The sequence below is a fragment of the Candidatus Accumulibacter meliphilus genome, from assembly GCF_036625345.1.
Lineage (GTDB): Bacteria > Pseudomonadota > Gammaproteobacteria > Burkholderiales > Rhodocyclaceae > Accumulibacter > Accumulibacter meliphilus.
This window is the reverse complement of the sequence record NZ_JAZKTZ010000008.1, coordinates 231,928-258,122: the sequence shown is the minus strand read 5'-3', so window position 1 is coordinate 258,122 and position 26,195 is coordinate 231,928. Positions and strand designations below refer to the sequence as shown.

The 26,195-nt window shown below is 62.3% G+C and carries 20 protein-coding genes and 2 pseudogenes; 12 read left to right on the top strand and 10 right to left on the bottom strand.

Going from position 1 to position 26,195, the window contains the following annotated elements:
- Positions 1 to 32: 32 nt before the first annotated feature.
- From V5B40_RS17730 to V5B40_RS17720, 3 genes are all read right to left on the bottom strand, one after another.
- A complete protein-coding gene (locus V5B40_RS17730; RefSeq protein WP_332355725.1) occupies positions 33 to 1,676 on the bottom strand; it encodes a glycerol-3-phosphate dehydrogenase/oxidase in 1,644 nt (547 codons plus the stop codon).
- A 107-nt stretch (positions 1,677 to 1,783) separates the two neighbouring features.
- Positions 1,784 to 3,289, bottom strand: a complete 1,506-nt coding sequence (gene glpK / locus V5B40_RS17725) for a glycerol kinase GlpK (RefSeq protein ID WP_332355724.1) — start codon at positions 3,287 to 3,289, stop codon at positions 1,784 to 1,786.
- A gap of 836 nt (positions 3,290 to 4,125) precedes the next feature.
- Positions 4,126 to 5,508 (bottom strand): IS1182 family transposase, encoded by a 1,383-nt coding sequence (locus V5B40_RS17720; protein WP_332353184.1) that lies wholly within the window; start codon positions 5,506 to 5,508, stop codon positions 4,126 to 4,128.
- Between the two features lie 74 nt (positions 5,509 to 5,582).
- Here V5B40_RS17720 and V5B40_RS17715 point away from each other — a divergent pair, with 74 nt between their 5' ends.
- The 3 genes from V5B40_RS17715 (at position 5,583) to V5B40_RS17705 (ending at position 7,829) form a co-directional block, all read left to right on the top strand.
- A complete protein-coding gene (locus V5B40_RS17715; protein WP_434735886.1) occupies positions 5,583 to 6,911 on the top strand; it encodes an IS4 family transposase in 1,329 nt (442 codons plus the stop codon).
- 124 nt (positions 6,912 to 7,035) lie between these two features.
- Positions 7,036 to 7,563: a TerB family tellurite resistance protein gene (locus V5B40_RS17710; protein WP_332355723.1), complete on the top strand. Its 528-nt coding sequence runs from the start codon at positions 7,036 to 7,038 to the stop codon at positions 7,561 to 7,563.
- Positions 7,506 to 7,829 carry a DnaJ domain-containing protein gene (locus V5B40_RS17705; RefSeq protein ID WP_332355722.1) on the top strand — a complete coding sequence of 108 codons (324 nt, stop codon included), beginning with the start codon at positions 7,506 to 7,508 and terminating at the stop codon, positions 7,827 to 7,829. The genes V5B40_RS17710 and V5B40_RS17705 overlap by 58 nt, the downstream gene beginning before the upstream one ends.
- A gap of 86 nt (positions 7,830 to 7,915) precedes the next feature.
- Here V5B40_RS17705 and V5B40_RS17700 read toward each other — a convergent pair.
- Together V5B40_RS17700 and V5B40_RS17695 are read right to left on the bottom strand one after the other, a co-directional pair.
- Positions 7,916 to 8,092 (bottom strand): annotated as a pseudogene (locus V5B40_RS17700) (DUF1254 domain-containing protein); the annotation flags it as partial.
- Between the two features lie 3 nt (positions 8,093 to 8,095).
- The gene (locus tag V5B40_RS17695) at positions 8,096 to 8,629 is read right to left on the bottom strand and encodes a DUF4239 domain-containing protein (RefSeq protein ID WP_332355721.1); all 534 of its coding nucleotides are present in this window, start codon (positions 8,627 to 8,629) and stop codon (positions 8,096 to 8,098) included.
- Between V5B40_RS17695 and V5B40_RS17690 the strand changes: the two genes are divergently transcribed.
- From V5B40_RS17690 to V5B40_RS17665, 6 genes are all read left to right on the top strand, one after another.
- Positions 8,622 to 8,915, top strand: coding sequence for a hypothetical protein (locus tag V5B40_RS17690; RefSeq protein WP_332355720.1), 294 nt, complete (start codon positions 8,622 to 8,624; stop codon positions 8,913 to 8,915). The genes V5B40_RS17695 and V5B40_RS17690 overlap by 8 nt on opposite strands.
- A gap of 516 nt (positions 8,916 to 9,431) precedes the next feature.
- Positions 9,432 to 10,790 carry an OmpP1/FadL family transporter gene (locus V5B40_RS17685; RefSeq protein ID WP_332355718.1) on the top strand — a complete coding sequence of 453 codons (1,359 nt, stop codon included), beginning with the start codon at positions 9,432 to 9,434 and terminating at the stop codon, positions 10,788 to 10,790.
- Between the two features lie 134 nt (positions 10,791 to 10,924).
- Positions 10,925 to 13,153 carry a DUF3604 domain-containing protein gene (locus tag V5B40_RS17680; RefSeq protein WP_332355717.1) on the top strand — a complete coding sequence of 743 codons (2,229 nt, stop codon included), beginning with the start codon at positions 10,925 to 10,927 and terminating at the stop codon, positions 13,151 to 13,153.
- Entirely contained in the window at positions 13,150 to 14,088 is a 939-nt protein-coding gene (locus V5B40_RS17675; RefSeq protein ID WP_332355716.1) for a peptidylprolyl isomerase, read from the top strand. Before V5B40_RS17680 ends, V5B40_RS17675 begins: the two co-directional genes overlap by 4 nt.
- A gap of 53 nt (positions 14,089 to 14,141) precedes the next feature.
- Positions 14,142 to 15,110, top strand: coding sequence for a HupE/UreJ family protein (locus V5B40_RS17670; RefSeq protein WP_332355790.1), 969 nt, complete (start codon positions 14,142 to 14,144; stop codon positions 15,108 to 15,110).
- Positions 15,111 to 15,252: 142 nt separating this feature from the next.
- Positions 15,253 to 16,356: a diguanylate cyclase gene (locus tag V5B40_RS17665; protein ID WP_332355715.1), complete on the top strand. Its 1,104-nt coding sequence runs from the start codon at positions 15,253 to 15,255 to the stop codon at positions 16,354 to 16,356.
- A 129-nt stretch (positions 16,357 to 16,485) separates the two neighbouring features.
- Here the strand turns inward: V5B40_RS17665 and V5B40_RS17660 are convergent, their stop codons facing one another.
- On the bottom strand, positions 16,486 to 16,797 hold the full coding sequence (locus V5B40_RS17660) for a hypothetical protein (RefSeq protein WP_332355714.1): 312 nt from the start codon (positions 16,795 to 16,797) through the stop codon (positions 16,486 to 16,488).
- 460 nt (positions 16,798 to 17,257) lie between these two features.
- Between V5B40_RS17660 and V5B40_RS17655 the strand changes: the two genes are divergently transcribed.
- The 3 genes from V5B40_RS17655 to mepA all read left to right on the top strand — a co-directional run bounded on the left by V5B40_RS17655 (position 17,258) and on the right by mepA (position 19,966).
- Positions 17,258 to 17,800, top strand: coding sequence for a flavodoxin (locus V5B40_RS17655; RefSeq protein WP_332355713.1), 543 nt, complete (start codon positions 17,258 to 17,260; stop codon positions 17,798 to 17,800).
- 520 nt (positions 17,801 to 18,320) lie between these two features.
- Complete coding sequence (locus tag V5B40_RS17650) at positions 18,321 to 18,950, top strand: class I SAM-dependent methyltransferase (RefSeq protein ID WP_332355712.1); 630 nt, start codon at positions 18,321 to 18,323, stop codon at positions 18,948 to 18,950.
- A 158-nt stretch (positions 18,951 to 19,108) separates the two neighbouring features.
- Positions 19,109 to 19,966 carry a penicillin-insensitive murein endopeptidase gene (mepA, locus tag V5B40_RS17645; RefSeq protein ID WP_332355711.1) on the top strand — a complete coding sequence of 286 codons (858 nt, stop codon included), beginning with the start codon at positions 19,109 to 19,111 and terminating at the stop codon, positions 19,964 to 19,966.
- A gap of 168 nt (positions 19,967 to 20,134) precedes the next feature.
- On the opposite strand, the gene V5B40_RS17640 is transcribed toward mepA, so the two are convergent.
- The 4 genes and pseudogenes from V5B40_RS17640 to V5B40_RS17625 all read right to left on the bottom strand — a co-directional run bounded on the left by V5B40_RS17640 (position 20,135) and on the right by V5B40_RS17625 (position 26,194).
- On the bottom strand, positions 20,135 to 20,425 hold the full coding sequence (locus tag V5B40_RS17640) for a putative quinol monooxygenase (protein WP_332355710.1): 291 nt from the start codon (positions 20,423 to 20,425) through the stop codon (positions 20,135 to 20,137).
- 73 nt (positions 20,426 to 20,498) lie between these two features.
- Positions 20,499 to 21,398 (bottom strand): oxygenase MpaB family protein, encoded by a 900-nt coding sequence (locus tag V5B40_RS17635; protein WP_332355709.1) that lies wholly within the window; start codon positions 21,396 to 21,398, stop codon positions 20,499 to 20,501.
- A 90-nt stretch (positions 21,399 to 21,488) separates the two neighbouring features.
- Positions 21,489 to 22,052, bottom strand: a pseudogene (locus tag V5B40_RS17630) (IS66 family transposase); the annotation flags it as partial.
- Between the two features lie 485 nt (positions 22,053 to 22,537).
- Complete coding sequence (locus V5B40_RS17625; RefSeq protein WP_332355707.1) at positions 22,538 to 26,194, bottom strand: hypothetical protein; 3,657 nt, start codon at positions 26,192 to 26,194, stop codon at positions 22,538 to 22,540.
- Position 26,195: the final 1 nt, after the last annotated feature.

The following is a 26,195-nucleotide window of genomic DNA, read 5'->3' as shown; positions in this document are numbered from 1 at the left end:
AGTTGTTTACAAATTGTCCACATCCACGTGATTCATGCGACCTCGGCCATTGCCGCTGACCTCTGAGTCGCGTGCTCCTGAAAATACTCATCAAACTTCTGCCGAGCCTGGTCGCCAAACAGGATTTCACAAGCCTCCATCAAACCTTCGGCGTTGCGAATATCCTCGTGGCGCACCACTAGGGCAATCTTCGAACGGCGGCGCAAGAAATCCTCAAGCTTGGTGATCATTTCCTGGTGCTGGGCGAGTCGAATTTCGCAGCGAATATAATCGGTGCCTTTGATCAGCACTTCCGCCTGACGTGGGTCTTCCCGGATTTCCGCCAACAGTTCAAACGCCTGTCGGTCATAACGCCGCCAAAGCCGGCTGCTGAGGCTTTCGATCGACTCTGGCGAGGTATAGCCATCCAGATTCATCAGCTTCGCTTGATGCAAGTATTCCTCGCGTACTGAAGGATGCGGTTCGCCGTACCATTGATAGCCTTGATGAGGCAAGGCAACGCCGAGTTGAGCAACGATGTCCGAAACCTCATCACCGACATTGACGCAGTCGGTGAGCTTGCCGCCAAAAATGCTGAGATGTGCCTTGGCGCGATCCACATCGATCTCATGCTTTCGCGACAATTGCAACCAATCTTCGATCGCGCCGTCGGCCTGAGCTTTCACTACCAATGGCCGCACTCCACAACGCTCGGCGATGATGTCGGCGAAAGTCAATGGTCGATCGAGAATCAGGCGCTTGTTGATATTGTCGAGTACGAACTGGCGGTCCTCGTCCGTGACCTCGGTGAAAGGCGATTCCACTCGGGTATCGGTGGTGCCGATACAGGTGCGCACGCCCATCGGGATGACAAAAAACAAGCGTCCATCATCGGCGAAGAAAGTCATGATGCGCTTATGAGGAGTGATCTGGGGCACGATCAAATGAATTCCCTTGGAAAACACATGATGATGCTCGGTCTGTTCGCCGGTCAGCACATTGTGCTTGTCCACAAATGGGCCGGCGGCGTTGATCAACACCTTGGCGCGGATTTCCATCTCCTGACCGTTCATCACATCCCGCACGTGAGCCACCCAAATGCTGCCTTCACGGCGCGCACCGAGTGATTCCATGTAGTTGGCGGCAATGCAGCCGCGATCCATCGCCGAGTGCACGAATTGAAACACGAACCGTGAATCATTGTCGTGCAGGTAAGCATCCGAATACTCGAAGCCGCCTGCTGCGTTTTCGGTTTTGACAACCGGCTCTTCACGCTGGATGCCTGGTTTTAAAAACAACCGTGGAATTTTTGTAAAACCGTTGCCGAACAGCCAGTACACCCAGGTGCCTGCCCATAAGAACAGCGGGTGAAAGCGGAAACCTTTGTCGATGGTGGAAAAAAACCGGATTTCCTGAACTCGTGACGGATAATGGCGAATCAGGTGATTGCGGCTCAAACAAAGTTTCCGAACCAGGCTGTAGTCGTGGCTTTCCAAATACTTGATTCCACCCCAGGCCAAGTTCGACGATTGCTGGCTGGTAAAACCGGCGAAATCACGCTGATCGATTATGGCTACCCGCGCGCCTTTACCGGACAGAGCGGCGGCGGAGACCGCACCGTTGATACCGCTGCCGATGATCAGGACATCGTAGATACCCTGTTTCAATTTCTGAATGTTGCTCTCACGTAGTTTCAAGGCTGCTCCTCATTCGACGTGGCATCCAATTCTTTCTCTCCCTGCTGAATGAGAGAGGTCAAGGTAAGCCCCTCCCCCGCCTGCAACGGAGGAGGAGTGAACGGTTGCTAGTCGTCCAGAGCCCAACCTTTGGAGCGCTCAACCGCCTTGTGCCAACGCCGGAACAAGCGCTCACGCTCGGCTTCATCGATGCGCGGGGTATAGCGGTTTTCCAGTTGCCACTTTTGCGCCAGCTCTTCGCGACTGTTCCAGAAACCGGTAGCCAGGCCAGCCAAATACGCCGCACCGAGAGCAGTGGTTTCTACAATGCTGGGCACCTCGACCGGGACACCGAGGATGTCGGACTGAAATTGCATGAGCACACTGTTGACCGAAGCCCCCCCGTCGCAGCGCAATTCTCGCAGGAAAATCCCGGAGTCGCGCTGCATGGCTTCGATCACGTCGCGGGTCTGATAGGTCATGCTTTCCAAAACCGCGCGCGCGATATGACCCTGTGTGGTGCCCCGGGTGATGCCGATCAGCAGACCACGAGCGTAGGGATCCCAGTGCGGCGCACCCAGACCCACCAGCGCCGGCACGAAGTAGACGCCCTCATTGTCGGGCACGGACCGGGCCAGTGCCTTGGTTTCCGCTGCCGATTTGATCATCTTTAGACCATCTCGTAACCATTGCACCGCGGCGCCGGTAATGAAAATCGCGCCTTCCAGCGCGTACTGGACCGGTTCGTCACCGATGCCCCAAGCAATGGTGGTCAACAACTTCTCATTACTGAACACGGCCTGGTTGCCAGTATTCATTAATACGAAGGACCCGGTGCCGTAAGTATTCTTGGCCAGGCCCGCACTGTGGCAACCTTGGCCAAACAGAGCCGCTTGTTGGTCGCCCGCGATCCCTGCCACTGGAATGCGGTGGGTGCCGAAAAACATCTCCGGATCGGTTTCGCCGTAAATGCAGGACGACGCCTTGACCTCGGGCAGGATCGCCTTAGGAATGTTGAGCAATTCCAGAAGCTCATCGTCCCAACGAAGTTCTTGAATGTTGTAAAGCAGCGTGCGTGAAGCGTTCGAGTAGTCGGTGACATGCACCTTGCCACCAGTCAAGTTCCAGACCAGCCAGGAATCAATGGTGCCAAAAGCAATTTCGCCGCGTTCGGCGCGCGCGCGTAATCCGGTCACGTTATCCAGCAGCCATTTGACTTTGGTGCCGGAGAAATAAGAGTCGATCACCAAGCCGGTCTTTTGACGGATCATCTCCTCAAATCCCCGTTCCTTGAGCTCATCGCAGTAGTGTGCGGTCCGTCGATCCTGCCAGACGATGGCGTTGGCGACTGGCTTGCCGTTGGCGCGATCCCATAATACCGTTGTTTCCCGTTGATTGGTGATACCGATGGCGTTCAAGTCGTTGGGGCGGATGTTGCTGGTACTCAATGCGGCGCCGATAACCTTCAGGGTTACCAGCCAGATTTCCTCTGCATCGTGCTCTACCCAACCCGGTTGCGGATAATGCTGATTGAATTCCGAATAGGCGCGGCCCTTGATCTGGCCGTCATGATCGAAAATCAACACGGTAGACCCGGTGGTGCCTTGGTCGATGGACAGAATGTACTTGTTCATGGTGTGGTTTTCTCCTTTGGGCGTTTATGTTGGTCGCAGACGATAGGAAGATAATCAGCTCAGCGGCGGAAGCAGCGCTGCAGCAGGCGGGATTGACCGCTGACAGACCCTTAGCCCAGCCCGATGAGCGGTGTACATGCAGTATCGCACACTCACTCCGGGCGGCGCATCACAGGGGGTTTCCGGCGATCCTCTGTTTTACGGCATCAGTGTGACACACTCTACGCCGTTAGTTTGTCAGATTCAATCAGAACAGGGCCTTGTCCACTGTGGTATGAGCTTGAACACCGCAACCAGCCCCAAGCCCTTGAGCGCATGGGCGTTTCTGACGCTGGCAACACCGCTGCTCGGGGTCGCCGAGCCCTTCGGCCGGGACGCTCTCGACAATATCGCCTCCGTCTGCGACGAATTCGTCACGAACCTCGTCCACATAAAACCGGACCGGGCACACTCAAGAAATTTCGCTCAAAATCCACATTTATCAGATGCTTACAAAACACGGGGCATGACCATGGCTTGGCATGTTGAGCGCTTTTCCCCTGTAGTGCCAAGAGGGCCCAAGGCCGGCCGCGTCGTCGCAAGCCATTTGCCCTGTACTATAGCGACGGGCCACAAGGCATAGCCTTATACACAACTTTAGGTTTCGTCTGTAAGCTGTCGTTTTTCCTTGAGAAGGCATCATGGCGAGGTGGGCTGAGAGGTTGTGAATTTATTGCCTTCGCGCCAGTAGAGGCGAAGCTCCCCTGGTAACGCCACCACGGGGCAGAATATGCCTAATTCATGATAATGATTGCCGTTGGCCCTTGATCTATCCCTTTTTTGCCTGTTTTCCCCGGTTACCCGGCGATTTGTGGAACAACGGACGTTCCTGTCCCTATCCCAACCAAGTGGGGTGCGAGCGTGACAGTACGCATCAGGTTATGTGCCAAGGCGAAGAGTAGGGCGACCGCCTTTACTTTCTTCAGCCCGCGAACCCGTAGTCGATTCAGACCCCGGTTGCGTGCCAGGGCATTCACGCATTCGGCCGTCGATGCGCGCTGCTTGTAAATGATCTTGGCTTCATCACTGCCCATCCGCTGACGCCATTTGGCGACCGCCGGGCTGTCTTTGGGTTTCGGTTGGTGGATGTCGACTTCCGAGTTCCTGGCCTTGGGCACCGGGGCATAAACGGTCGTGTTGTCGGCGACTGCGTCGACCTGTCCATGGCCCGGATAGCCCCCATCAACCAGCCAGTTCTCCGGGACCTGGCCACAGCGTTCGCTGACTTGTTCGACCATCGGTACCATCTGACCTTGGTCGGTGCCAGCGGTAACGACCTCAACGCCGATGATCACCTGACTTTCGGTGTCGGCGGCGTACTGAAAGTTGTAGGCCGGCCGAAATCCCCCATCGCCCATCTTCATGATCGTCGCGTCGGCATCGGTCGTCGAACTCCGGGCCTTATCCGGCTCCTTGCCCTGACCCTTCTTGATCGCCGCCAGTTCGGGCAGCCGGTCCAGGGCGGCTTCAATGCGCGCCTCCCGTTCGGCCACCGCACGCTGCTGCGCCGCTTGTGTGCGTGCGCTTTCGCCCACGGGGTCGTCATCCAACTGGGCCTTGAGCTTGGCCACCTGTTGCCGCGCCTCTTCGCGACAAGCTTTAAGCGTCTCTTCCCGCCGGAAGGACGCCGCACCGGCACTGGCGCGTACCCGCATGCCGTCTTGCGCACACCCTTTGAGTTTGACCGCTCCCGCCGCCATCAGGCTGGCGACGTTGTCGGTCAGCAGATCGTCGAGCGCCTCGCCCTGGCGGCTGCGAAAATCGCACAAGGTGTGGTAATTGACTTGCACGCCACCACAAATCCACCGGTAGGCATCATGGGACTCGGTCAGACGGGCCACGGCCCGCCCACAGCCCACACCTTCCAGCGTCGCGTAAAGCCAGAGGGCATACAGAATTTCAGGAGCAATCGCCGCACGTCCCACGCCACCCTCAGTCACTTTGATCCCGGCGTACAGTCCTTCCAGATCTTGTCGCTCGACGTAACCCCATACCAACCGTGCTCGATGTCCAGGCGGCAGCAGTGACTCCAGATCGCTGGCACGCCATTCAAGCTGCGTGCGGTTCGGCATCAAGACTCGTGCCAACGCCTTCGGTAGCGCTGCCTTCTCAGCTTCTGGCGCATTCACGTCCAACGGGGGCATCGCATCGTCGGGGAACAGGGCTTGCGTCGCGGGCATGGTCGTCACCTGGAGTGTAAATGACTTCGTCATTATAACCCAGGTGCGTGGCTTGGCGGTGGAGAGCGGGGAATATTTTCACAGACTCTGAGGAGGAACTGAATGGAATCAACCTGGGTGATCGCCGTCGGGACAAACGAGCGATCGCGTTGCTGGATACGCTTTCTGCGAGACCGACGGCGAGTATCCCGGGGGCGTGTTCGGACTGGTCGGAGACGATGGCGGCTTACCGCTTCTTCGGCAACGATGACATTACCTGGGAGGCGATCCTCACGCCCCATTGGTCTTGCTCCCGAAGACGGATCGCGCAGCACAAAGTGGTGCTGATGCTGCAGGACACCACCGAACTGGACTTCAACGGGCAGAGCATCTCTGGCTTGGGGCCGCTGAGCTACGAAGCTCAGCGGGGCCTGTACGTGCATCCGACGTATGCGGTCAGCGTCGATCGCGAGCCGTTGGGCGTTCTGGATGCTTGGATGTGGGCGCGCGAACCGAAGGACGCCGACGGCCGGCGCCCGGGGATCAAAGAGAGTACGCGCTGGATCGAGGGCTATGAACGGGTCGCCGAACTGGCGACGGAGTTGCCAACGACCCGGCTGGTCTACGTGGCCGACCGCGAGTCGGACATGATCGAATTGATGGCTCGGGCCAGCGAAATGGGCCAGCCAGCTGACTGGCTGCTGCGTGCTCAGCACGATCGAGCGCTGCCCGACGGTCAGAAGCTGTGGCAGACGGTGACGTCCGACGAAGCGCTCGGGGGAATCGCCTTCACGATGCCCGCGAGGCAGGGCCAAAAGGCACGTCCGGTACGTCAGCAGCTTTGGGCGCGTGTCGTCGATCTTCCTCATGGCAAGAACCAGACAATCCGGGCCACCTGTGTGGTGGCCAAGGAGATCGATCCACCGGCCGGCAGTCGCCCGGTCGAGTGGCGCTTGCTGACCAATCGCCCCGCCGAGACGCTCGAACAGGTGACGGAACTGATTGACTGGTATCGCGCACGCTGGGAAATCGAGATCCTCTTCCACATCCTCAAGAACGGCTGCCGCATTGAGGCTCTGCAACTGGGAACCATCGCTGGTCTGCAACGTGCCATCGCACTCTACCTCATGGTCTCCTGGCGGATTGCTGTGCTGATGCGATTCGGCCGAACCTGCCCCGAATTGCCCGCCGACTTGTTCTTCCACGAAGATGAATGGCATGCCGCCTACCTCCTTCACAAGAAGAAACCACCCGCTGACCTCCCAACTCTCAACCAGGTCCTGAGATTGGTCGCCATGCTCGGCGGCTTCCTTGCACGCAAAGGCGACGGAGAACCGGGCGTCAAAACCATCTGGCTCGGTTTGCAGCGTGTCATGGATTGCGCTATCGGCCTCCAGTTCATGCGTCAGGCAGATCCTGGGTAAGTTGTGTATAAGGCTATGGCCACAAGGACCTGGCAGGATGCGCGGAGGCGGGCTGACGCATCGTGCCTTCGTAGTGCGAACGGTCGGACTTTCCCGTGGCCTCCACGCCCTATCGTTTTCTTGAATGTTATCGGGAGTCGCTTTGTTTAAGCTAATTGGCGTCGTTGCAGGGTTCTACTTTTTCGGGTTCTTCGGAGCGCTTCTCGGGCTTTTTCTCGGGTCGATCATCGACCGTGCGCGAGCCTATGGTGCGGGCGGCATAAACCCGCTGCAGAATGCGCTTCGTCAAGCCGTTTTCCTCGAGACGATGTTCATCTCGATGGGCAAACTGGCCAAGGCCGATGGCCATGTCTCGCAAGCCGAGATCGAGCATGTCGAGCTGTTGATGCAGAAACTGGGCATGACCCCGGAGCATCGCGTTCAGGCGATCGCCTTGTTCAAACGGGGGGCCGACCCGGCGTTCGCCATCGACTCGACCTACGCCAGGTTCATGTCGGTTTGTGGTCACACCCGGCATTTGAAGCAGGTCTTGCTGGTTTATCTGATCTCGATGGCGACGGCTGACGGAGGGATATCAATCCGGCCGAAGAGGGTGTGCTTGCCGACATCGCCCACCGTCTTGGCTTTGATCAGACCACATTCAAGCAATTGATCGACATGGTGCTGAATCAATCCCACTTCGCCGCGGGCCAACCCAGTACGGAAGCGGCGCTGGATGACGCCTACAAGGCTCTGGGAGTGACGAAAGACCATACGGACCAGGAAATCAAGCGCGCCTATCGCAAGCTGATCAGCCAGTACCATCCGGACAAGTTGATCGGACAAGGCCTGCCGGAAGACATGATCGCGCTGGCCAGCGAAAAGGCCAAGGAGATCCAGCTGGCGCACGATCTGATCGAGCGGCACCGGAAGATTTGAATTACAGAGAAAACTGAGCCTGACTCTTGTTCAGAAAAATGACTGCGTCGCAGCTTTGGACTGGCTTTCGTTGTGCGCGACGACGACCTGGCGGCGAGTACGCGTTGCCAAAAATAATCCTCAGGCATTCCGGGGCAACAAATGCGGCCCAATACGCAGACGAAGCTGGTCGATGATTGGTATTCCTTGACGCCTTCGGGAAGTACGCCTGTCCAGCCAGGGCCGCTGCCGGTGTTGCGGTTGCGGGCAGGAGACAAGTTCATCGTTCACTTCATGCTGGCGCGGAGATCCTTCATCACCTGGTCGGTGGCCGTCACCCGGATGAGGCCCAGCCGGGGATATTCGATGTCCCGGATGACATAGACGCAGAGCGCGATCGCTGCGGCGAAGCCCAAGATATGCAGCCAACTTCGCTTTGGGTTGCCGGCCATTCCGAATCCTGCGAGCAGCGCGCTGCAAAGTCCCATGGCGAACAGCAGCCCGAAGATCGTCGCTGGCGGATGGATGCGGGTGGCGGCAGTGCGCAACGTGGTGATGTTGTTCATCTCGTTCAACGCACCCAGCACCAGGTTGGTGGTGGCGGTATCCTTCTTCGCTTCGCAGAGTGCGATGGCCTGTATCCAGATTTCATCCTGCAAGGCGATCGAGCGAGCGAGTTCCGCCTCCGCAGCGGCGACATCCGGAAGCTTCTCAAAAGTGGCGATGCGCGCATCGGTATAAGTGCGGAACAGATCGCGCAATGAGGCCTGCTCATTCACCGGGAGCAGATCGAGATAGCTCCAGGCCGTGCCGATGTCCATTGGCCTCGTCGATGATCAAATGGCGGCGATCGTCGAAACGCGCTGCCGCCCCGGAGAAGGTGAAGGCGATGAGCAGGCCGAACAGGGCGAAGACCGCCCCCTCGACGGCACCCACACCCTTCGGGGCGCGCTCCGGAGTATCCGCGTGCATTCGTCGGCCGATGCGCCGACCGAGTTCGAGAAAAAGGACCATGCCCAGGAAAAAAGCGATGGCGAAAGGAGCGGATTCGGTATCCGTGAGCATGGCTGGATGAATGTCTCGTTCATTGTGAAGGCAGTTCGCTGATGAAGTCGCGGGCCGCAACCTGGCAGCTGCGGCGCGCGTGTTTCGCCATCGAACCAACGGTTTAGTGCGCTTGAATGGTCTTCGGGACGAGTGCGGACGACGATGGTGGTGTCGGGCGCCACTTCACGAATCACGTCCATGCTGCGGCCGATGTTGCGATCCATTTCCAGTATCGAATCCGAGTAGCTGCCGAGCTGCGACTTGCCCGGAAACGCCTTGTTCGGGCTGGTCGGTTGGTGCATCTTCATGATTGCGAACGAACGTGAATGGATTTTCGCGAAATGTAACTTACACTGGGAGAAGCCGTCAATCGCCAATCCTTTTAGCCTGCCATGCGAGGCCATGCCGACGAAGCGGCGGAGGGCATCTAACGCGCTTGCCGTGTCCCTTGCCGTGCCAAGGCGCGCTGCCGTAAGATCGTCATGAGCAGTCCTTCGCCACCGTTTTTCGCCCGTCCAAACGCCTAGCTAGGCCCAACCGAGGTAATGCAGCAGCAGACATTTCATGGAGGTCAGCATGTTATTCCAGCATCGCTTGAAATCTACCCCCGCCGACTGGCGCAGCGAAGTTCCTGTGCACTACTGTTCGCTCATCGCCCTCGCTGTCGCCACCCTGGCAACTGGTCAGGCGTTCGCTGGCGGCATGCTTGCCTACGAAGTCGGGACGGCCGATGTCGGCCTCGCTTCGGCGGGTTACAGCGCGCGTGCGCAGGACGCATCGACCGTCTTTACCAATCCTGCCGGCATGACACGGCTGGAAGGCACGCAGGCGCTGGCCTCGGGGCAACTGCTCTGGGCCAACACCAAATACTCGATCGGCTCGGGGACTTCGCCCCTGCTGGGCAACGACAATGGGGGCTATGCGGTTGGATCGAGCGGCTGGTTCCCAGGCGGCGGCGCCTTCTTCAGCTACAGCGTGTCGCCGGACCTGAAACTCGGCTTCGCGCTGGCCGGGAATTTCGGCGCACCCTTGCAGTACGACAATGACTGGGCAGGCCGTTACTACGTCCAGAGCACGACGATGCTCGGCCTCTCCTTGCTGCCCAGTATCGCCTTCAAGGTCAACGACAAGCTCTCCCTCGGTGCGAGCCTGAATGCCATGTACGGGATGTATACGAACCAGGTGGCAATCAACAACCTTGCGCCGATCTTCGGCGACGGCAAGCTGAAGCTGGACGACAGGACCTGGGGCTGGGGCGCCAACCTCGGTCTTCTCTACGAGATCGACGAGGGGACCCGAATCGGGCTGACCTGGAATTCGCAGGTCGATCTCGACTTCGAGGGGCCGGCAAAGTTCTCCAACCTCTCGCCGGGTGTCGCAACGGCATTGAACAACGCCGGTCTGCTGAATTCGACGATCAAGGTCGGTATCAAGGTGCCGCAACAGGTGATGGCCAGCGTCTTCACGCAGCTTGACCCGCAATGGGCGCTGCTCGGCAGCGTCGGCTGGCAGCAGTGGTCAAAATTCGGGGCCATCCACATCGGTATCGACGACACCTCGAATCCGGTCAGCCTGACCACCGACATTCCCTTCAAGGACACCTGGCACGTCGCCACCGGCGCGCAGTATCGCTTGAGCGATCCGTGGCTGCTCAACTTCGGAGTGGCCTACGACTCGGGTTTCCAGCCGGATGGTTCGACGGTCTCGCCGCTGATGCCCTTGAACACCGCCTGGCGTTTCGGCGCCGGTGGCCAGCAACAGCTGAGCAAGACGACCGTATGGGGGGTCGCCGCGGAATACATCTACGGCGGGACGCTGAAGACCGATTTGCAGGGCACCGCCCCGGTCGCCGTTGGTGGTCGTGGCAACCTGGTCGGTTCGTACGACAACACCGGCACGCTGGTGATGAGCGTTTACGGCAACTGGAAGTTCTAGCACCTGTCAGCAATGGAATCGGCTCGCTCAGACTCAACCAACCCGCCGGCCGCGGAGCGACACCGTTCCATGCTCTGGCGCAGCTGGCGCGCAACATGAAACTGAAGCACTTCCCCGTGAGGAGAAAAACAACCATGCGAAATAGACCGACAAGCATCGTCTTCGCCTTGCTCGCCATCGGATTCGTGGTTCTGACGTCGGCACCGATCTTCGCCCAGGAGAAAAACCCCGAACGCAACGTTTATTACGGCGAAACCCATTTACATACCAGCTGGTCGTTCGACGCCTACGCATTTGGCGACACGCAGACCGGGCCGGAGTCCTTCTATCAGTACGCGACGGGCAAACCGACCTTGCACCCGGGCGGCTACCAGGTGCAGATCACCAAACCTCTCGACTGGGGCGCAGTCACCGAGCATGCCGAGTACATGGGCATGGTCCAGGAAGCCATGGATCCCGAGTCGCCGCTGCGCAAGAGCTCGCCGCTACTCGCTCGGGCCTACGAGGAAGGCGTCAGGGCCGACGGACTGCTGGCTTTCAAAGTGCTGTCGCTGGCGATCGCCAAGGGACTGCCAATCAAGGAGTTCAGCGATCCCGCCGTCGTCGCACCGGTCTGGAAGCGGGTCATCGACATCGCCGACAGGTACAACAAGCCGGGCAAGTTCACGACCTTCGCCGCTTACGAGTGGACTTCCACCCCGGATTCCAAGAACCTGCATCGCAACATCTTCTTCCGCGACTCGAAAAAAGTACCGCAAGTGCCGTTCACGCCTCTGGACTCGCCCGATCCGCGTGATCTCTGGAGCTGGATGGACCAGCAACGCGCGGCGGGCAACGACTTACTGGCCATCTCGCACAACGCGAACCTGAGCAACGGCATGATGTTCCCGACCGAAGTCGATCACACCGGCCGGCCGATCGACCGCGCCTGGGCGGAGTCTCGGCTGCGCAACGAGCCGCTGACCGAGATGAAACAGGTCAAGGGGCAGTCGGAGACGACGCCGGGGCTTTCGCCCAACGACGAGTTCGCCAACTACGAAGTCTTCGTCTGGCATCTGCTCGGCAAGAAAGGCCCGCCGCCGCGCGAATACGGCAGCTACGTACGGCAGGCCTACAAGGACGGCCTGGCCATGGAGCAGGCGCGCGGGTTCAATCCCTACAAGCCCGGCGTGGTCGGTGGCTCCGATTCGCACGTCAGCGTCGTTCCCTACCGTCAGAAGAACTTCTTTGGCGTGCACGGTACGGTCGACGACACCATCGAGAAACGCATCAACGGCGCCACGGTGCTCGGACTGAACAGCCTCTGGGTCACCCCCGCCGGCCTGAGTGCGGTGTGGGCCGAGGAGAACACGCGCGACGCACTCTTCGACGCCATGCGACGCAAGGAGACCTACTCGACCAGCGGCGTGCGCATCCCGCTGCGTTTCTTCGGCGGCTGGGGGCTGGATGCCGACATGCTCAAGCAGAAGGAGTGGGTGAAGACCGCCTACACCACAGGCGTCCCGATGGGATCCGATCTGCTGCAAGCGGCAAGCAAGGCCCCCTCCTTCGTGGTCTGGGCGGCGAAGGATCCCGACAGTGCCAATCTCGACCGTGTGCAGGTCGTCAAGGGCTGGAGCATCAACGGACAATCGTTCGAGAAGATTTACGACGTCGTCTGGGCGGGGGCGCGCAAGCCCGATCCAAGCACCGGCAAGGTGCCGGCAATCGGGTCGACGGTGGATCTCACGAAAGGCACCTACACCAACACCATCGGTGCGGTGGAGCTGAAAACGGTGTGGACGGACCCCGACTTCGACCCAGCTCTTGACGCTTTCTATTATGTCCGCGTGCTCGAGATTCCGACGCCGCGCTGGAGCAGCATGCAGGCCGTGCAATTGGGCAGGGTTCCCCCGAGCGGCACCGGGTTCACTGCCGTGATCCAGGAACGGGCATGGAGTTCGCCGATTTGGTATACGCCCAGTGCAGAGGCGCGCAAAGCCAGCAAGCCAGGGCTGACCGTCGCGGAGCTGAGCAAGCAGGGCGCGCAGCTGCTCGACGATGCGCAACTCAAGGAACTGCTCGTCGGCAAGACGGTGAAAGTGCGCAACTCCGTGACCGGCCAGCGCTTCGAGATCCTCCACGGCGCCACCGGCCGGCGCTTGATAACTTCGGTCGACGGCAAGGCAGCGGACTTGCACGAAGTGGGCGAGATGATGCACGGCGGTGACCGCGACTACGAGATTCGCGATGGGCGTCTGCGCACGGACATCAACGGTAGCGAGTTCGATGTCGCGGTCTACCGGCTGGGCGACAAGTACCTGGCGGCGCGCAGTAACGAGTTCGGTTACGCGAACTACGAGGTCGAGCCGGTAAAGGAATGAGCAGCGGTCCTGCCGCAGCCGGCGATCCGCAGCCATCACGCGTGCGGCGCTGGCTGCGCGAGCCACTGCTGCAGTTTCTGGTGATCGGCGGTGCGCTGTTCGCGGTTTATGGCGCACTCAACCCGCAGGCTGTTGTTCCATCCCAGGCCAATCAGATCCGGCTCACGCGCGACGATCTGCGCCAGATGGCCATGGTGTGGGCGGCGAAGTGGCAGCGCCCGCCGACGCCGGAGGAAATACACAGCCTGATCGAAAACAGGATTCGCGAAGAAATCCTCTATCGCGAGTCGCTCGCGCTCGGCCTCGACCAGAACGACACCATCGTCCGCCGCCGCCTGGCGCAGAAAATGGAGTTTCTTGCCGAAGACACGTCCGCGATCCGCGATCCGGCTGCCGAGCAACTGAAGCTGTGGTTCGAAGAGAACCGGGCGAGCTTCACTTTGCCGGACCGGATGTCGTTTCGCCAGGTGTACTTTTCACCCGACCAGCGCGGCCTCGGCGCCCGGGATGCGGCCGTCGCAGCACTGGGAAAGCTCGTCGACAAGCCCGCCGACTCGCCGGTAGTCGCCGACCTTGGCGATCGTTTCATGTTCCAGGATTACTACGCCGAACGCGTACCGGAGCAGGTGGCCAGTGTCTTTGGAACGGCGTTTTCGCAGTCGCTGTCGGGGCTCACGCCAGGCGCCTGGCGCGGGCCCATCGAATCGGGGCTGGGCTGGCATCTGGTGTTCATCGATTCGATCACGCCGGGACGGGTGCCACAATTCGATGAGATCGAGCCGGAAGTGAAAGCCGAATGGATCAACGCGCAACGCGCCGAAGCCAAGCGCAAAGTTTTCGCCGCGATGCGCGCGCGCTACGAAGTCGTGCTGCCGCCGCCGGATGAAGAGGATGCTCTCGTCGCCGGAACAGCATCGACCGCAAACACTCGATGACCAGCGGCATGCGGGTGTTGACGCTGTTGCGCTGGTGGGCATTGCTGGGCGCGATGCTATCGATTCTCCTCGCGCCGGCGGGCGCCTGGGCGCACGAAACGCGTCCCGCCTATCTCGAAATCAACGAGACCGCGCCGGGCCGCTACGACGTGCTGTGGCGGACGCCGGTGCTGTCGGGAAGGCCGCTGCCAATTGCGCTGAAGTTCGCTGAAGGCACGCAAAACGTCACCGAACCCGCTCTGCGCGAACTGTCCGATTCTCTGCTCGAGCGCCGCGTGATCGAAACTCCCGGCGGCCTTGCCGGCACGCGTGTCGACATCCTCGGCCTGCAAGCGACGATCACCGATGTCCTGGTACGTGTGCAGATGCACGATGGCACCCATTCGACCACACTCGTCCATCCCTCGCAGCCGTGGCTGGAAATCGCCGCGGAGCGCGGCTGGCTGTCGGTCAGCGGCGCTTACCTGCGGCATGGCATCGATCATATTCTGTTCGGCTACGACCATTTGCTGTTTGTCCTGGCCCTGATGCTTATCGTGCGTCAGACACGGATGTTGCTGTGGACGATCACTGCGTTCACGGTCGCGCACTCGATCACGCTGGCGCTGGCAACGCTTGGACTGGTGCACCTGCCTGGCCCGCCGGTCGAGGCCAGCATCGCACTTTCCATCCTGTTGCTCGCCAGCGAGGTCGTTCACTTGCAGCGCGGCGAAGCGAGCCTGACGGCGCGCTTGCCATGGCTGGTCGCGTTCTGTTTCGGCTTGCTGCACGGACTCGGATTCGCCAGCGCGCTGGCCAGCATCGGCCTGCCGCGCGGCGACATTCCGCTCGCCCTGTTGGCGTTCAACATCGGCGTCGAACTCGGTCAGCTCGCCTTCGTTCTCGTCGTGCTGGGGTGTTTGGCGCTAGCCAGGCGAATCAAGCTGGCGACGTCATTGGCGCGCTACACCCGTCCGGCCACGCCCTATGTAATCGGGATTCTGGCATCGTTCTGGTTCTTCGAAAGGCTCGCCAGCTTCTGAGCAGCTGGCGCCCTTCAGAAGCTTGGCGACGTGGCAACTTGCGCGACCTCCGCGCGTCGCGAGGCGCTACACTTCGTTGTCGCAAGTACCAGACAAGACTTCCTCCACTTACCGCGGATATGCCAAGCGAATGTGTCGCCATATGTCTGTAAATCAGTACCTTGGCGAGCTCTTGCTCGGCACCGACCCGGCCATGCGCTTGCGCGTGGCGCAGACCGGCCTGGCCCTCCTGCTGATGCTCACGGGCATGGCGGTCGTACTGTGGGCAGCTTGGGCGCTGCACTTGCCGCGTGAACCGCTGTATCTCTGGACGCTGAGTTCGCTGTTCGCCATCGTCATCGTCTATATGACCATTCGCTGCGGTTGGTCAGAGCACTTCAAGGACCCCTCTCTTACTTTGCCGCAGATGGCCATTGCCATTATCTGTAGCGCCAGCGGCTATGCGCTGATGGGCCCGGTGCGGGCGATTGCGTTCCCTAACTTGCTGATCATTCTGATGTTTGGCATGTTCGGCCTACGCGCGGCCAGCGCCTTTGGCATCAGCATTTTTGCTTTATTGGCCTTCGGCCTGAGCATGGCTTTGATGACTTCGATCAATCCCGAGACCTACCCGGCGACCGTTGAATTAGCGCATTTCATGATGCTGAGTATCGTCGTTCCCGCGGTTTCGGTCTTGGCCGGGCGTTTGAGCCGCATTCGCCGCCGCTTGGGCCAGCAAAAGCAGGAGCTGAGCGTGGCGCTTGAACAGATCAAGCTCATGGCCGCACACGATGATTTGACTGGCTTGTTGAATCGCCGTCACATGCAGGTCCTGCTCGAACAGGAGACGCAGCGCAGTCTGCGCTCGGGACGGGGCTTTTGCGTGGCACTGCTCGACCTGGATCATTTCAAGCGCGTCAATGACCGCCATGGCCATGCCGCGGGTGATGCCGTACTGCGCGCCTTTTCCGATAGCGCGCAGACGGTCTTGCGCCGCTCGGACGTACTGGCGCGCTGGGGTGGTGAAGAGTTCGTCTTGATGCAGGCGGACATCAGCATCGAGTTTGCCAGAGCGACCATCGAGCGTCTGCGTGAGCAGGTGACGAAGCTGGAACTCAGTTTTGACGAAAACCGCTTGCAAGTCAGCTTTTCGGCCGGGCTGACCGAACACCGCGTCGGTGAGTGCGTGACCCAGACGCTGGAACGCGCCGACCGCTTGCTCTACGACGCCAAGGCACAGGGCCGCAACCGCGTGCTGGCGGACTGACCGAGCCAGCACGCCGTGGCGGCAAGGCGAGCAGTGAGCCTGCTCGGTGCGCGCCACGGAATCCGCGCTCTCGCCTGCGGTAAGATGAGCACTGCGGAGGAGACCTCGATGACTGCCCTGCCCGCGCCGCTAGCCGCCACCCTCTACGAGCAACTCTGCAATTTGCCCGAGCACGTGCACGGCGAGATCATCAATGGCCAGCTCCACGCTCAAGCTCGACCAAGCGGCCGCCATGGTCTCGCCGAGCGGGCGTTGAATGTCGACCTCGGCGGGCCTTTCGACTTCGGCCGCAACGGCCCCGGGGGCTGGTGGATCATTCCAGAGCCGGAAGTACATTTCGTTCGCGATACCGAGCTGGCCGTTCCCGACCTCGCCGGCTGGCGACGCGAGCGAATGCCGCAGGTTCCCGACGACCATGTGAAAGTCGCGCCAGCGACTCACGCAAGTCCCTTCTCCCCTCGCGGGAGAAGGGTCAGGGGTGAGGCGGGGAATTCAGGGAGCATGCTCCCTGCCCGGCGCACGATTCCGGCGTGCAGGCCGGAATGCGCACTGCAAGTGAGAGGGGGACGGTCACGGCTTTTATTATCAGGGGTGTCTCGACATCTCATGACCGTTAGGGTCGTATCGCTCGGCATTCAGACGTTCGATGGCGTGCTCTGGCATTCACCGCCGACGACCCGGAATCGTCGCCTGGCCACAAATTTCGCCAGCCGGAAAAGCACCGCATCGGACGCCGTCGAACACGGCATGCTCCTTGCTTAGGAATCTTCATTGACAAGGAGATCAACATGGTAGACATGCACTATCCGATGCCCTATCTGCTCGACGCCGCCGACGCCATTGTCAGCGATACCCGCCGGTCGAAGGCAGCGAAGCACAAACGAACCCTGGCGGCGTGACGATGATGGCCAAGATCGGCATTTTCTTCGGTACCGAGAGCGGCCGTACGCATCTGGTCGCCAAATACATCGCCAAGAGTCTGGGTGATGCAGCGAGCACGCCGATCGATATCGGCCGCGCAAGGCTGGCCGACTTCCTCGCCTACGACGCACTGATCCTTGGCAGTCCGACCCACGGCGGCGGCCAGCTGCCAGGCCGCGCGGTCGCCGCGTGCCCGCCAAGTTGGCAGGCATTTCTGCCGCAACTGGCGGGCGCCGACCTGTCCGGCAAGGTAGCTGCCATCTACGGTGTCGGCGACCAGAAGCAGTACCCTGGCGCCTTCGTCGACGCGATCGCTGTTATCCAGAGCACGCTATTGGCAGGCGGAGCCCGCGTCGTCGGACGCTGGCCGACCACCGGCTACGATTTCGCGGCTTCTCAGTCAGTCGACGGCGAGCATTTCCTTGGCCTGGCGCTGGACCAGATTAACCAGCCGGGATTGACCGGACAGCGCGTCGAAAGCTGGCTGGCGCAGGTCCGACCGGCCCTGCTGCCGGCGATGTGATGACGACGCTTGACGCGCTGGCAAGCCTGCACGCTTGTCGCTTCTTGCTGATCGTTGGCGCGCCCGCCGCCGGAAAGCGGCGGCGGGAGGGCGCTGTCCGCTCCCTGCAGCGATCGGCTGAGGTCTCTCTGATGCCCGCAGATGGTGCCCTCCCACCTCGGCTTTGCACCACCACCGAGCGCCTGCCGCCGAAGTGACGCTGCTCCGGCAAAAATCGCCCAATACGCGTCTCGACCTTGTCGGGCGTCGTCAGCGAAGCCGGAATGGCGCTCTCCTCTGCGCTCGCCAAGTGGGGAAGCGCCCCGCCCAGCCACCACCGCTTCCCCTGCCGGCCGCTTCGTATTACGCTCCTTGCTGGCGGCCGTGCTTCGTCCCTCCAGGGAAGCCAGGGGAAGCAAGCGAGTCACGGTCGATCCCGACAAACCGCAGGGGGTAGTCGCGCTGAGCGCCGACGCGAAACGTAGCGACGCCCCCCCGGTGAACATCCTCCACTACTGGCCCAAAGGCCACTGCCCATCACATGACAAACACAGCCGCGCCCAATTACTTCGATCTCAACGCCGCCACCTGGGATGCCGATCCCGCCAAGCAGTCCCGCGCGCTGGCGGTCGGCAAGGCCATTCAAGGCCAGATAGCCCTGTCGCCGCAGATGCAGGCGCTGGAATACGGCTGTGGAACCGGTTTGCTTAGCTTTGCCCTGCAGCCACAGCTCGGCAGCATTACCCTGGCTGACAGCTCGGAAGGAATGCTGGCGGTGTTGAACGAGAAGATCGCCGCCAACGGCATCACCAACATGCGCGCCGCGAAGCTCGACCTGGTCACCGATCCCCTGCCGCCGGATCGCTATGCGCTGATCTACACCTTGATGACCTGTCATCACATCGCCGACACCGACGGCCTGCTGCGTAGTCTCTACGCCTTGCTGGCGCCTTCAGGCTACCTCTGCATTGCCGATCTCGACGCCGAGGACGGGTCTTTTCATGGTCAGGGATTCGCGGGCCACAATGGTTTTGATCGTCGCGAACTGGCGGCAAAAGCCGAAGCGGCGGGATTTGAAAAGCCAGGTTTCACGACCGCATTCAGCATGACCAAGGGCGAAGGCGCGGCGCAACGCGAGTACCCGGTTTTCCTGATGGTGGCGCAGAAGTAGGGCCGTCCACACGCGCATCGCCTGCCCGACCGGGGACGATGCCCGGTCTGCTGTTGCCGCCACCGCCCCTTGATTGCTGTACCGCCTTTGCACTGAACACCGCCGCGCGCAGCCGCACTTTCCCCGCCAGCAAGCATCTACTACGCAGACTTTCAGCCATGAATCGACAACTCCTGCCGGCCACCTTCACTCCCGCCGCCCTCCTGCTCGCCACCTGGCTCACTGCCGGCGTGACCGGCACTGCCCTGGCCGGCCCCTGGGCGGAGGTAACGGCCCCCAGCACAGGCCCCACCAAAGTCATCGGAGGGGTTTCCAGCGGCTGCATTGCCGGCGCCCAAACGCTCCCCGCCGAAGGCGACGGCTACGTCAGTATCCGCCGCTACCGTAACCGCTTCTACGGGCACCCAGATCTATTGCGCCTGGTCTCTGACCTGGCCCGCAAACAGGCCCGGCGCGGCCCGGACCTGGTGATGATCGGCGATTTGAGCCAGCCCCGAGGCGGGCTGATGTCCAGTTCGCACCGCAGCCACCAGAATGGACTGGATGTCGACATCTGGTTCCAGCTCGCCCCCTCCGCCGCGGTCGCCAACCGTGATACCGCCAACCAAGCCGACCCGCCAAGCATGGTCACCCCGGACGGCGAGGGCCTGAGCCCCCTCTGGGGCGACGATCAGCAGGCCCTGCTCAAAACCGCAGCCGAAGATCCCCGCGTGGAGCGCATCTTTGTCAACGCCGCCATCAAGCGTGAACTGTGCGCCAGCGATGGCGACAAGGCGTGGCTGCGCAAGCTCCGCCCGTGGTTCGGACACGACGCCCACTTCCACGTCCGCTTGCACTGCCCACACGACAGCAGCGAGTGCTCGCCGCAGGCAGCCATCCCGGCTGGCGATGGTTGCGGCAGTGAACTGGACTGGTGGTTCAGCGCCGAGGCCCGCCAACCGGCGAAAAAAAGCTCAACTCCCAGGGCCGAGCCGGCGACGCCGGCGGCTTGCCGGCCGCTGCTCTCGATCAACTGAGTCAACTGAGAGCACAGGACTGCCCCGCTCCCGGACGGGCGGTCCGTCGGCAGGCCGCCATCGACCAGCCATGTCGTGTAACGCTTGGCCCGACGACCGCAATGCGAAGCATGAGCACGCTTGCCGCCACGACGATCGTCGCCGCTCGTCGCCAATCTTGCGTCGCCGTCAGGCGAGCTGCCTGAAGCGGTGGATCAAGGGTGGCTGCGCCAGCAGCGCGCTGGCCAGCCTGACAGCCTCGGCGACATGCGGCGTCGCCAGGTGCGCGTCGGCGGCGGTCTGATCGTTCCACTGCTCGACCGTCACGAACTCGCATGGATCGTCCTGATTGTGGAACAGGTCGTAGCCAAGGCAACCGCTTTCGTCACGACTCGGGCCGCACAAGTCGCGCAAGATAGTTGCCAGCACGGTCTCACTGCCTGCCCGGGCTGTCAGCCGGGCCATGATCCTGATCGTCATTGCCTCTTCCTCCTTGGTCCTGCTTCGATCCTTGCTCCTGGGCGCGGCGTCCAATGCCCATGCCGCAGCTTGATTATCCCTCCGTCGCCCTGCCCGCGCCGCTGTTCTGGCCGGAAAACGGGCAGTGCAGCGTCGCCCCATCCGCCGGACCCGAGGGCGGCGGCCCCAGCGCTTCGATCTGATAGCCACCGGGATAATCGCGTCGTGGCACCTGCGTGCGCAGCTTCGGCTGCCGGCGCTTTGGCAGCCAGCGCAACACCCGGGCGCGTGTGCGCAGCGCGTTTTCCGCGAGCCATGCCAGCCAGCGCGGCGCCGGGCGCAAAGCGAGCGCGGCGAGCAATGGCGGATCGAGCAAGGCGTGAATGCTGTTGCGGACCAGCGGTCGCAGGAGCGCGGGAAACCAGGCGGCAAAGAGTTCGCGCGTCGCCAGGGCGACGCGCTGGCTGGCGGCAGTGCAGTGAAAGTTGTAGGCTTCGTATTGGCGGCTATAGCCTTCGAATTCCGCATAGTCCGTGGGGATGTCGTGGATCGACATGCGCTCGCCGACCTGCCGCCAGAACCAGAACCAGGCCAGCTTTTCGGATTCAGTCATGCGTCGCCAGCCAAAACGCGCGTTCCAGCGGATGGGCTCGAAAACGAAGCTTGCCAGCACGTACAGATAGTCGTCGTTGGCGATCCGAAAACGTCCATGCAGGGCGTTGATACGCGCGATGGCTCGCGAGCCGCGCGGACTGTCGCAGCCGTGCTCGATGATCTCGCTCACCAACAGGTCGGTGTCGTCGTAGCGCTTCTGGGGACGACTCTCGAATTCCCCGCTGCCGTGCAGCAAGCCGCCAATGCGTGCTGCCGCGAAGGTGCGGAACAGGGCCAGTTCGAGCGCCCGCGTGGTGTCCCATGGAAAGGTGATGGTTGCCAGCCGACGGGCAATCGTCTGGCAGTCTCTTCGGGGATCGGGTTCCTGCTCGGGGGCCATCGGCGTCGCCTCGCGACCGTATCTACGCACATCATTATAGGCGGCACCCGATCGGCGCTGCGCAGGGGTAATCGTTCACTCCCCTATGCCTCAAGCCGGGATGGCGGGGAGCGCTAAGCCTTTTCGAGCGGCAGCGATGACGGTGCCGAGGTACTGCCAGGCGGAAGTGCCACGGCGGCGACAGGTCTCGATGACACTGGCCAGGAGAGCGAAAACGCGCGATCCCTATTCGGAACGGGTGCCGTGGCTGATGCGGCTCGAAATGACCCAGTGTCGCAACGCCTGTTCGGCGGCGTTGTTGGAGAGCGGCAGCAGGGGCTCGGCGAGCGGACGCAGGATGACTTTCCAGTCGTGTAGGAATTCGCGCACGACACTGCGCAGGGCCGGATGTTGATCCATCTGATGCACCTCGCACAGGTGCTGGAGCCGGGTGACCTCGGCGGCGTAGAGCTTGGGTAGCGCCTGCGGCGGCGGATCGAGCTGCGCCGCATAGATACCCGCCATCAGCGCGGTCGGGATAGCTTCCATCTCTTGCCTAACCCGGGACACCCGGCCATCACTCGATTCGGCCAGCCCGCGCAGCTTGCGCATCAGGTGCGGCCAGCAGCGCAGGCGGTTTTCCCAGTTTCGGTAGACGACGTAACCATCGCTGATCTGGCGGCGCGATGTCGATCTCGTCCCAGGCCGTGTAAGCCTGCGACTCGGCATCCTCCGCCAGGACTACACCACAAGCCGCGCAGCTCTCGGGCCGGTGCGCGCAACTGTCAGTAACGACCAGTTTCTGCGTGCGACCATGGCCCTGACTGCCCAGTTGAGAACAGAGGAACGATTCCGGCGGTGGAGATCTCGGTCGATATAGCCAGACAAGGGTAAGTTCAAGCTCGACATCTAACACGGTGCGGCCTACCACGAGGCTCAACACAGATCGGGCTTAGGTCGGCTTCACCTCCCTCGCGCGCCGGCTAGCCGCAACGCTGGAAGGTCCGCTTTCTAAAGACATGAAGGTCCGTTCAGGGTCGTAAGGAGCCAACGAGATTCCACCTGTCGTCCGGCTGGGGTCGGTCGCCAGCGGCCTCTTAGGCGAACGGAAAACGGAACGGCTGGCGGCCAGAGAAGCACGAGCGCAGTCGGAGATTTCTCTACTGCGTTGAGGCCTTGACGGAGGCGGCGCGGATGAAGCCGATGGCGGGGCCGAACTGGACCTTCTGCCAACCGGCGCTGGCGTCTTCCAGCGTCGTCGGCCAAGCGTCCGGTGGGATCAGGGCAATCACCGCCGCGGCGTCTTCCGGTGCCGCGCGCAGCAGCGTCGGCTCGCCGGCGGCCAAGGTCGGTGCCGCGGCGCGGGCCGTGACAATGGAAGCGAGCGCCTCAACCTGGGCGGCATCGCCCACTTCACCGTGCAGGGCGGCGGGGTCCATCCCGCGGCAACGTTCCAGCACCGCTGTCTCGACGACCATGGTGGCGTACTGCGCCATCGCCACGATGTTGTCGGACAGCTCGATCCGCGTTTCAGGATTTTCCGAGCGAATCAGGTCCCGACCGAGCAGCGACCATTCCCGGAAGTGGCCGGTGCCCTGGCAGTCGGGCGCGGTCAGGGTAACCTGCTGGCCCTTCGAGAAGATTCGGTAGCTCGCTCCCATGCCCGCCGCGCGGCTCGCAAGGTCCGCCGGGGCCACCGCGATCTCCGACTCCAGGCCGATGCCGCGGATGTCCAGCACCCGCTGCGACTGCGGCGCAGGCAGGGACTCGACCAGGCAACGAAAGATCAACGCCTTGATCCGCGGCCTTTGCTGCGGCGGCAGTGGCGGGCTGAAGCTGACGCTGACGGCGTTGTCGGTCCAGGCGGGCGGGGCGGCCAGCTTCTGCTTCACGTCGTCGTCGGAGGACTGCAGCAGAAGGTTGAGCAGGTCCAGCGCGGCCAGCGACGGCGGATTCACCTCCAGCGTCCGGCCGCTGAAGTTGAAGGTCCACGCCCATTGCCGCGACCGGTCGGTGCGTACCAGGTAGAGGTGTTCGTCCTGGCGCACCGTGCCCTCGATACCGGGGCTCAGCGTCACGATCATGTTGCCGGAGGCGGGCAGGGCCTGGCCGGCCGGTTCGAACTCCAGCTTGGTGCATTCAAAGCTAACCGCGCGTGCGCGTTGCTGCTGCGGCAGAACGAGGCCGACGCTCAGGGGGTCGATGGCCACCGCTTCGCCAGCGTTCAGCCGGTCCAGCAGCGCCGGCGTCTGGGCGTCGGTGATGCCGAACTCCAGCGGCGCCACCAGAGTGTTGTTGAAGTCGAAATCCTGCAGCAGCCGGTTGCGCAGGTCGTCGACCGTCTGGTCGAACAGCGGCTTCAGGGCGGTTGCCATTTCGGTCAGGGAGGCGGCATCCAGACTGTCGCGGCCGCCAAGCAGCGTCACGATCCTGTCGAATACGGCGTCCAACGACCAGTCGACGGACAACTGCTTGAACACAGTCGTCTCGTAGGCCTTGCTCATCAAGTACAGGCTGTACTGCAGCGACAGGCGGGCGTTCTGCGCCATGCCCTGCACGACCTCGTTCGCCTCCGGGCTGAGTCGCGCGACCTTGTCCTCCTTCTCCGCCTGCAGCAGACGCACCGCGTCGGCATTGGCGGCGAGGCGGCCGTAGCTCTCGGCGATCTCGTTCAGCAGCGCGCAAAGTCCGCCGAAGATGCGCGCCTTGTCGGCATTCAGCGTGCGCAGGTCGCCGGTGACCGTCTGCCACTCGGGGCTGGAATCCTCCAGCTTCGCCAACTCCGCCTCGATCTGCGCGTCGGACACCTGCAGCGCCTTGAACGCTTCGCTGGCGCGGGAGACGGCGGGGCCGATGCCGTCGGCCACGTCGCCCCAGCCCTTGGCGGCCAGCGAGGCCTGCTTTTTGCCGCTGTTCGGCTTCGTGTCCTTGGCCTTCTTGGCTTCCGCCTCGGCCTTCTTCTTCGCCGCAGAGGCCTTGTTCTGCGCCTGACGCGCCTTGTCGATGGTGTCGCCCATCTTGCTGACGGTGTCCGGCACGTCGGTATCGGAATCGGTCAAGTCTGCCGCCACGTTGGCCAGGTCGCCGAGTGCCCCCGCCGCCGGCTGGACGTAGGGGATCACCTGGGCGATCGCGCTGGCCATCTTGATGCCGAACTTGATCTGCGCCCGGATATGCAGGTCCTGCGACGCCTCGTTGTACAGCCTGGTGCGCACGGCGTCGAGCTTGTGCCCCATGGCGCGCAAGCGCTCCTCCAGCGCCATCAGGTCCTGATCCAGGGCCTCGACGCGCGCCTCCGCCTTGTGCAGCCCGGACACCACCCGCTCGGTGTCGGCCAGCGTGTCCTCAATCGCGCTGGCCATGGCGTTGGCCGCACTCTCGGCGTTGCGCTCGGAATCGCCGACCCAGGCGGCGAGCAGCAGCATCTCCAGGGCCCGTTCCGCTTGCCGCTCGTGCAGGCGGACCGTCGAGGCCAGCGACAGCAGCGGCATGAAGCCGAAGGGATTGCCGAAGGCATCCAGTTGCGTGTTGAGCCGGGTCAGCAGCGATGCCGCGTCGGACTGGGCGGCTGCCCAGGCGGCGGTAAGGTCCGCGTCCCAGGCGCCTGCGGCCGTCGGCATCGGCTGCGCGAGGGCGGCCATGTACGGCTTCAGCAACCCGGCCACCGTCTCGCGCTCGCCGGCAAGCAGCGCATCGCGGGCATAGCGCAACACCGTCCTCAGCTGCAGCGGATGCAGCCAGGCAGACGGCGCCTCGACCAGGCTGACCGCACCCTGTTTCCCGTCGCTGCGGGCGGCGGGCTGGGCGGTATGGCTCTTGCCGTCCACGAAGGACTTCGGGCTGCCGTCGATTGACCGTACGTGGGAGGCGGCGGTAGCGCGGAACAGATCGAACTGGTTGGTCACCTCGTAGTGAGCGCAGGTTGTGGGATGGCCGGCCCGGCCGCCGCGCACGTCGCCGGCCTTGGCGCCGGCACGTCCGCCGCCGTTGGCCAGCAGGGCCCTGGCCGAGGCCGCGTTGGTGGTGAAGGCACCGCCATTGCCACCGGAGCCCGGCACACCCGGCTCAACGGCGTCCTGACCGCTGCTCGGCCATTTCTTGGCGCCGTAGTGGCCGTGGTACTGGGGGATGAAGCCCCACTTCCAATGGAAGTCGGCATAGACGCAGGGATGCGGGTATTTCGCCGTGGCGGTGTTGAGGTGGCCGGAATCTCGGAGTTGAAACTGGTTGCTGACCGTCGACATGCGGTCGCCGGGCTGGCCGTCGAAACCGTGCCCGGCAGCCTGGCCGTGGCCACCGAGCGCAAGGAAGGCCTTTTGCGCTGCCGGGGCATCAATGGTGTCAAGGAAGAGGGTGATCGTGCCGGCACTCGGGCCGTCGGCGCCGTCACCCGCCTTCCGGCGGTTGACGGGATCGCCGTCCGGCGCCTTGGCGACATCCCAATCCAACGGACTGGTGTTGATGCGGCCGTCGTCGCGGATTGCTAGCCGGCGGGCGAAGATGGTGACGTCGGTTTCCGGCAGCGACAACTCGCCGTGCAGCGTGACGGTATCGGCGACGATCACGACACTGCGGCGCTTCTCCTTCGGCCGGTCGGCGTTGAGCTTCTCTGTCCGCGGACGGTTCAGCTGACGGAAGACGCCGTTCGGGGCGCCGTCCTTGAGCACGATATCGACGCCCGACACCAGGGTCTCGGGGCGACCATCCGGTCGCACGCGGTCGGTCTGCCGTAGGTACAGCTCGCTGTCGCGGGCTGGCGGTTCGCTGCGCGCGACCAGGATCTCCCGTTCACGGCCTTCAAGCACACTTGTCTGCATA

Bases quoted from the DNA above. Each gene is read 5' to 3' on its own strand.
- glpK (WP_332355724.1), bottom strand. From the start codon at position 3,289: ATGAACAAGTACATTCTGTCCATCGACCAAGGCACCACCGGGTCTACC.
- V5B40_RS17720 (WP_332353184.1), bottom strand. From the start codon at position 5,508: ATGCCCGCGACGCAAGCCCTGTTCCCCGACGATGCGATGCCCCCGTTG.
- V5B40_RS17710 (WP_332355723.1), top strand. From the start codon at position 7,036: ATGTTATCGGGAGTCGCTTTGTTTAAGCTAATTGGCGTCGTTGCAGGG.
- V5B40_RS17690 (WP_332355720.1), top strand. From the start codon at position 8,622: ATGTCCATTGGCCTCGTCGATGATCAAATGGCGGCGATCGTCGAAACG.
- V5B40_RS17695 (WP_332355721.1), bottom strand. From the start codon at position 8,629: ATGGACATCGGCACGGCCTGGAGCTATCTCGATCTGCTCCCGGTGAAT.
- V5B40_RS17685 (WP_332355718.1), top strand. From the start codon at position 9,432: ATGTTATTCCAGCATCGCTTGAAATCTACCCCCGCCGACTGGCGCAGC.
- V5B40_RS17680 (WP_332355717.1), top strand. From the start codon at position 10,925: ATGCGAAATAGACCGACAAGCATCGTCTTCGCCTTGCTCGCCATCGGA.
- V5B40_RS17675 (WP_332355716.1), top strand. From the start codon at position 13,150: ATGAGCAGCGGTCCTGCCGCAGCCGGCGATCCGCAGCCATCACGCGTG.
- V5B40_RS17670 (WP_332355790.1), top strand. From the start codon at position 14,142: ATGCTATCGATTCTCCTCGCGCCGGCGGGCGCCTGGGCGCACGAAACG.
- V5B40_RS17665 (WP_332355715.1), top strand. From the start codon at position 15,253: ATGTCTGTAAATCAGTACCTTGGCGAGCTCTTGCTCGGCACCGACCCG.
- V5B40_RS17655 (WP_332355713.1), top strand. From the start codon at position 17,258: ATGATGGCCAAGATCGGCATTTTCTTCGGTACCGAGAGCGGCCGTACG.
- V5B40_RS17650 (WP_332355712.1), top strand. From the start codon at position 18,321: ATGACAAACACAGCCGCGCCCAATTACTTCGATCTCAACGCCGCCACC.
- mepA (WP_332355711.1), top strand. From the start codon at position 19,109: ATGAATCGACAACTCCTGCCGGCCACCTTCACTCCCGCCGCCCTCCTG.
- V5B40_RS17640 (WP_332355710.1), bottom strand. From the start codon at position 20,425: ATGACGATCAGGATCATGGCCCGGCTGACAGCCCGGGCAGGCAGTGAG.
- V5B40_RS17635 (WP_332355709.1), bottom strand. From the start codon at position 21,398: ATGGCCCCCGAGCAGGAACCCGATCCCCGAAGAGACTGCCAGACGATT.
- V5B40_RS17625 (WP_332355707.1), bottom strand. From the start codon at position 26,194: ATGCAGACAAGTGTGCTTGAAGGCCGTGAACGGGAGATCCTGGTCGCG.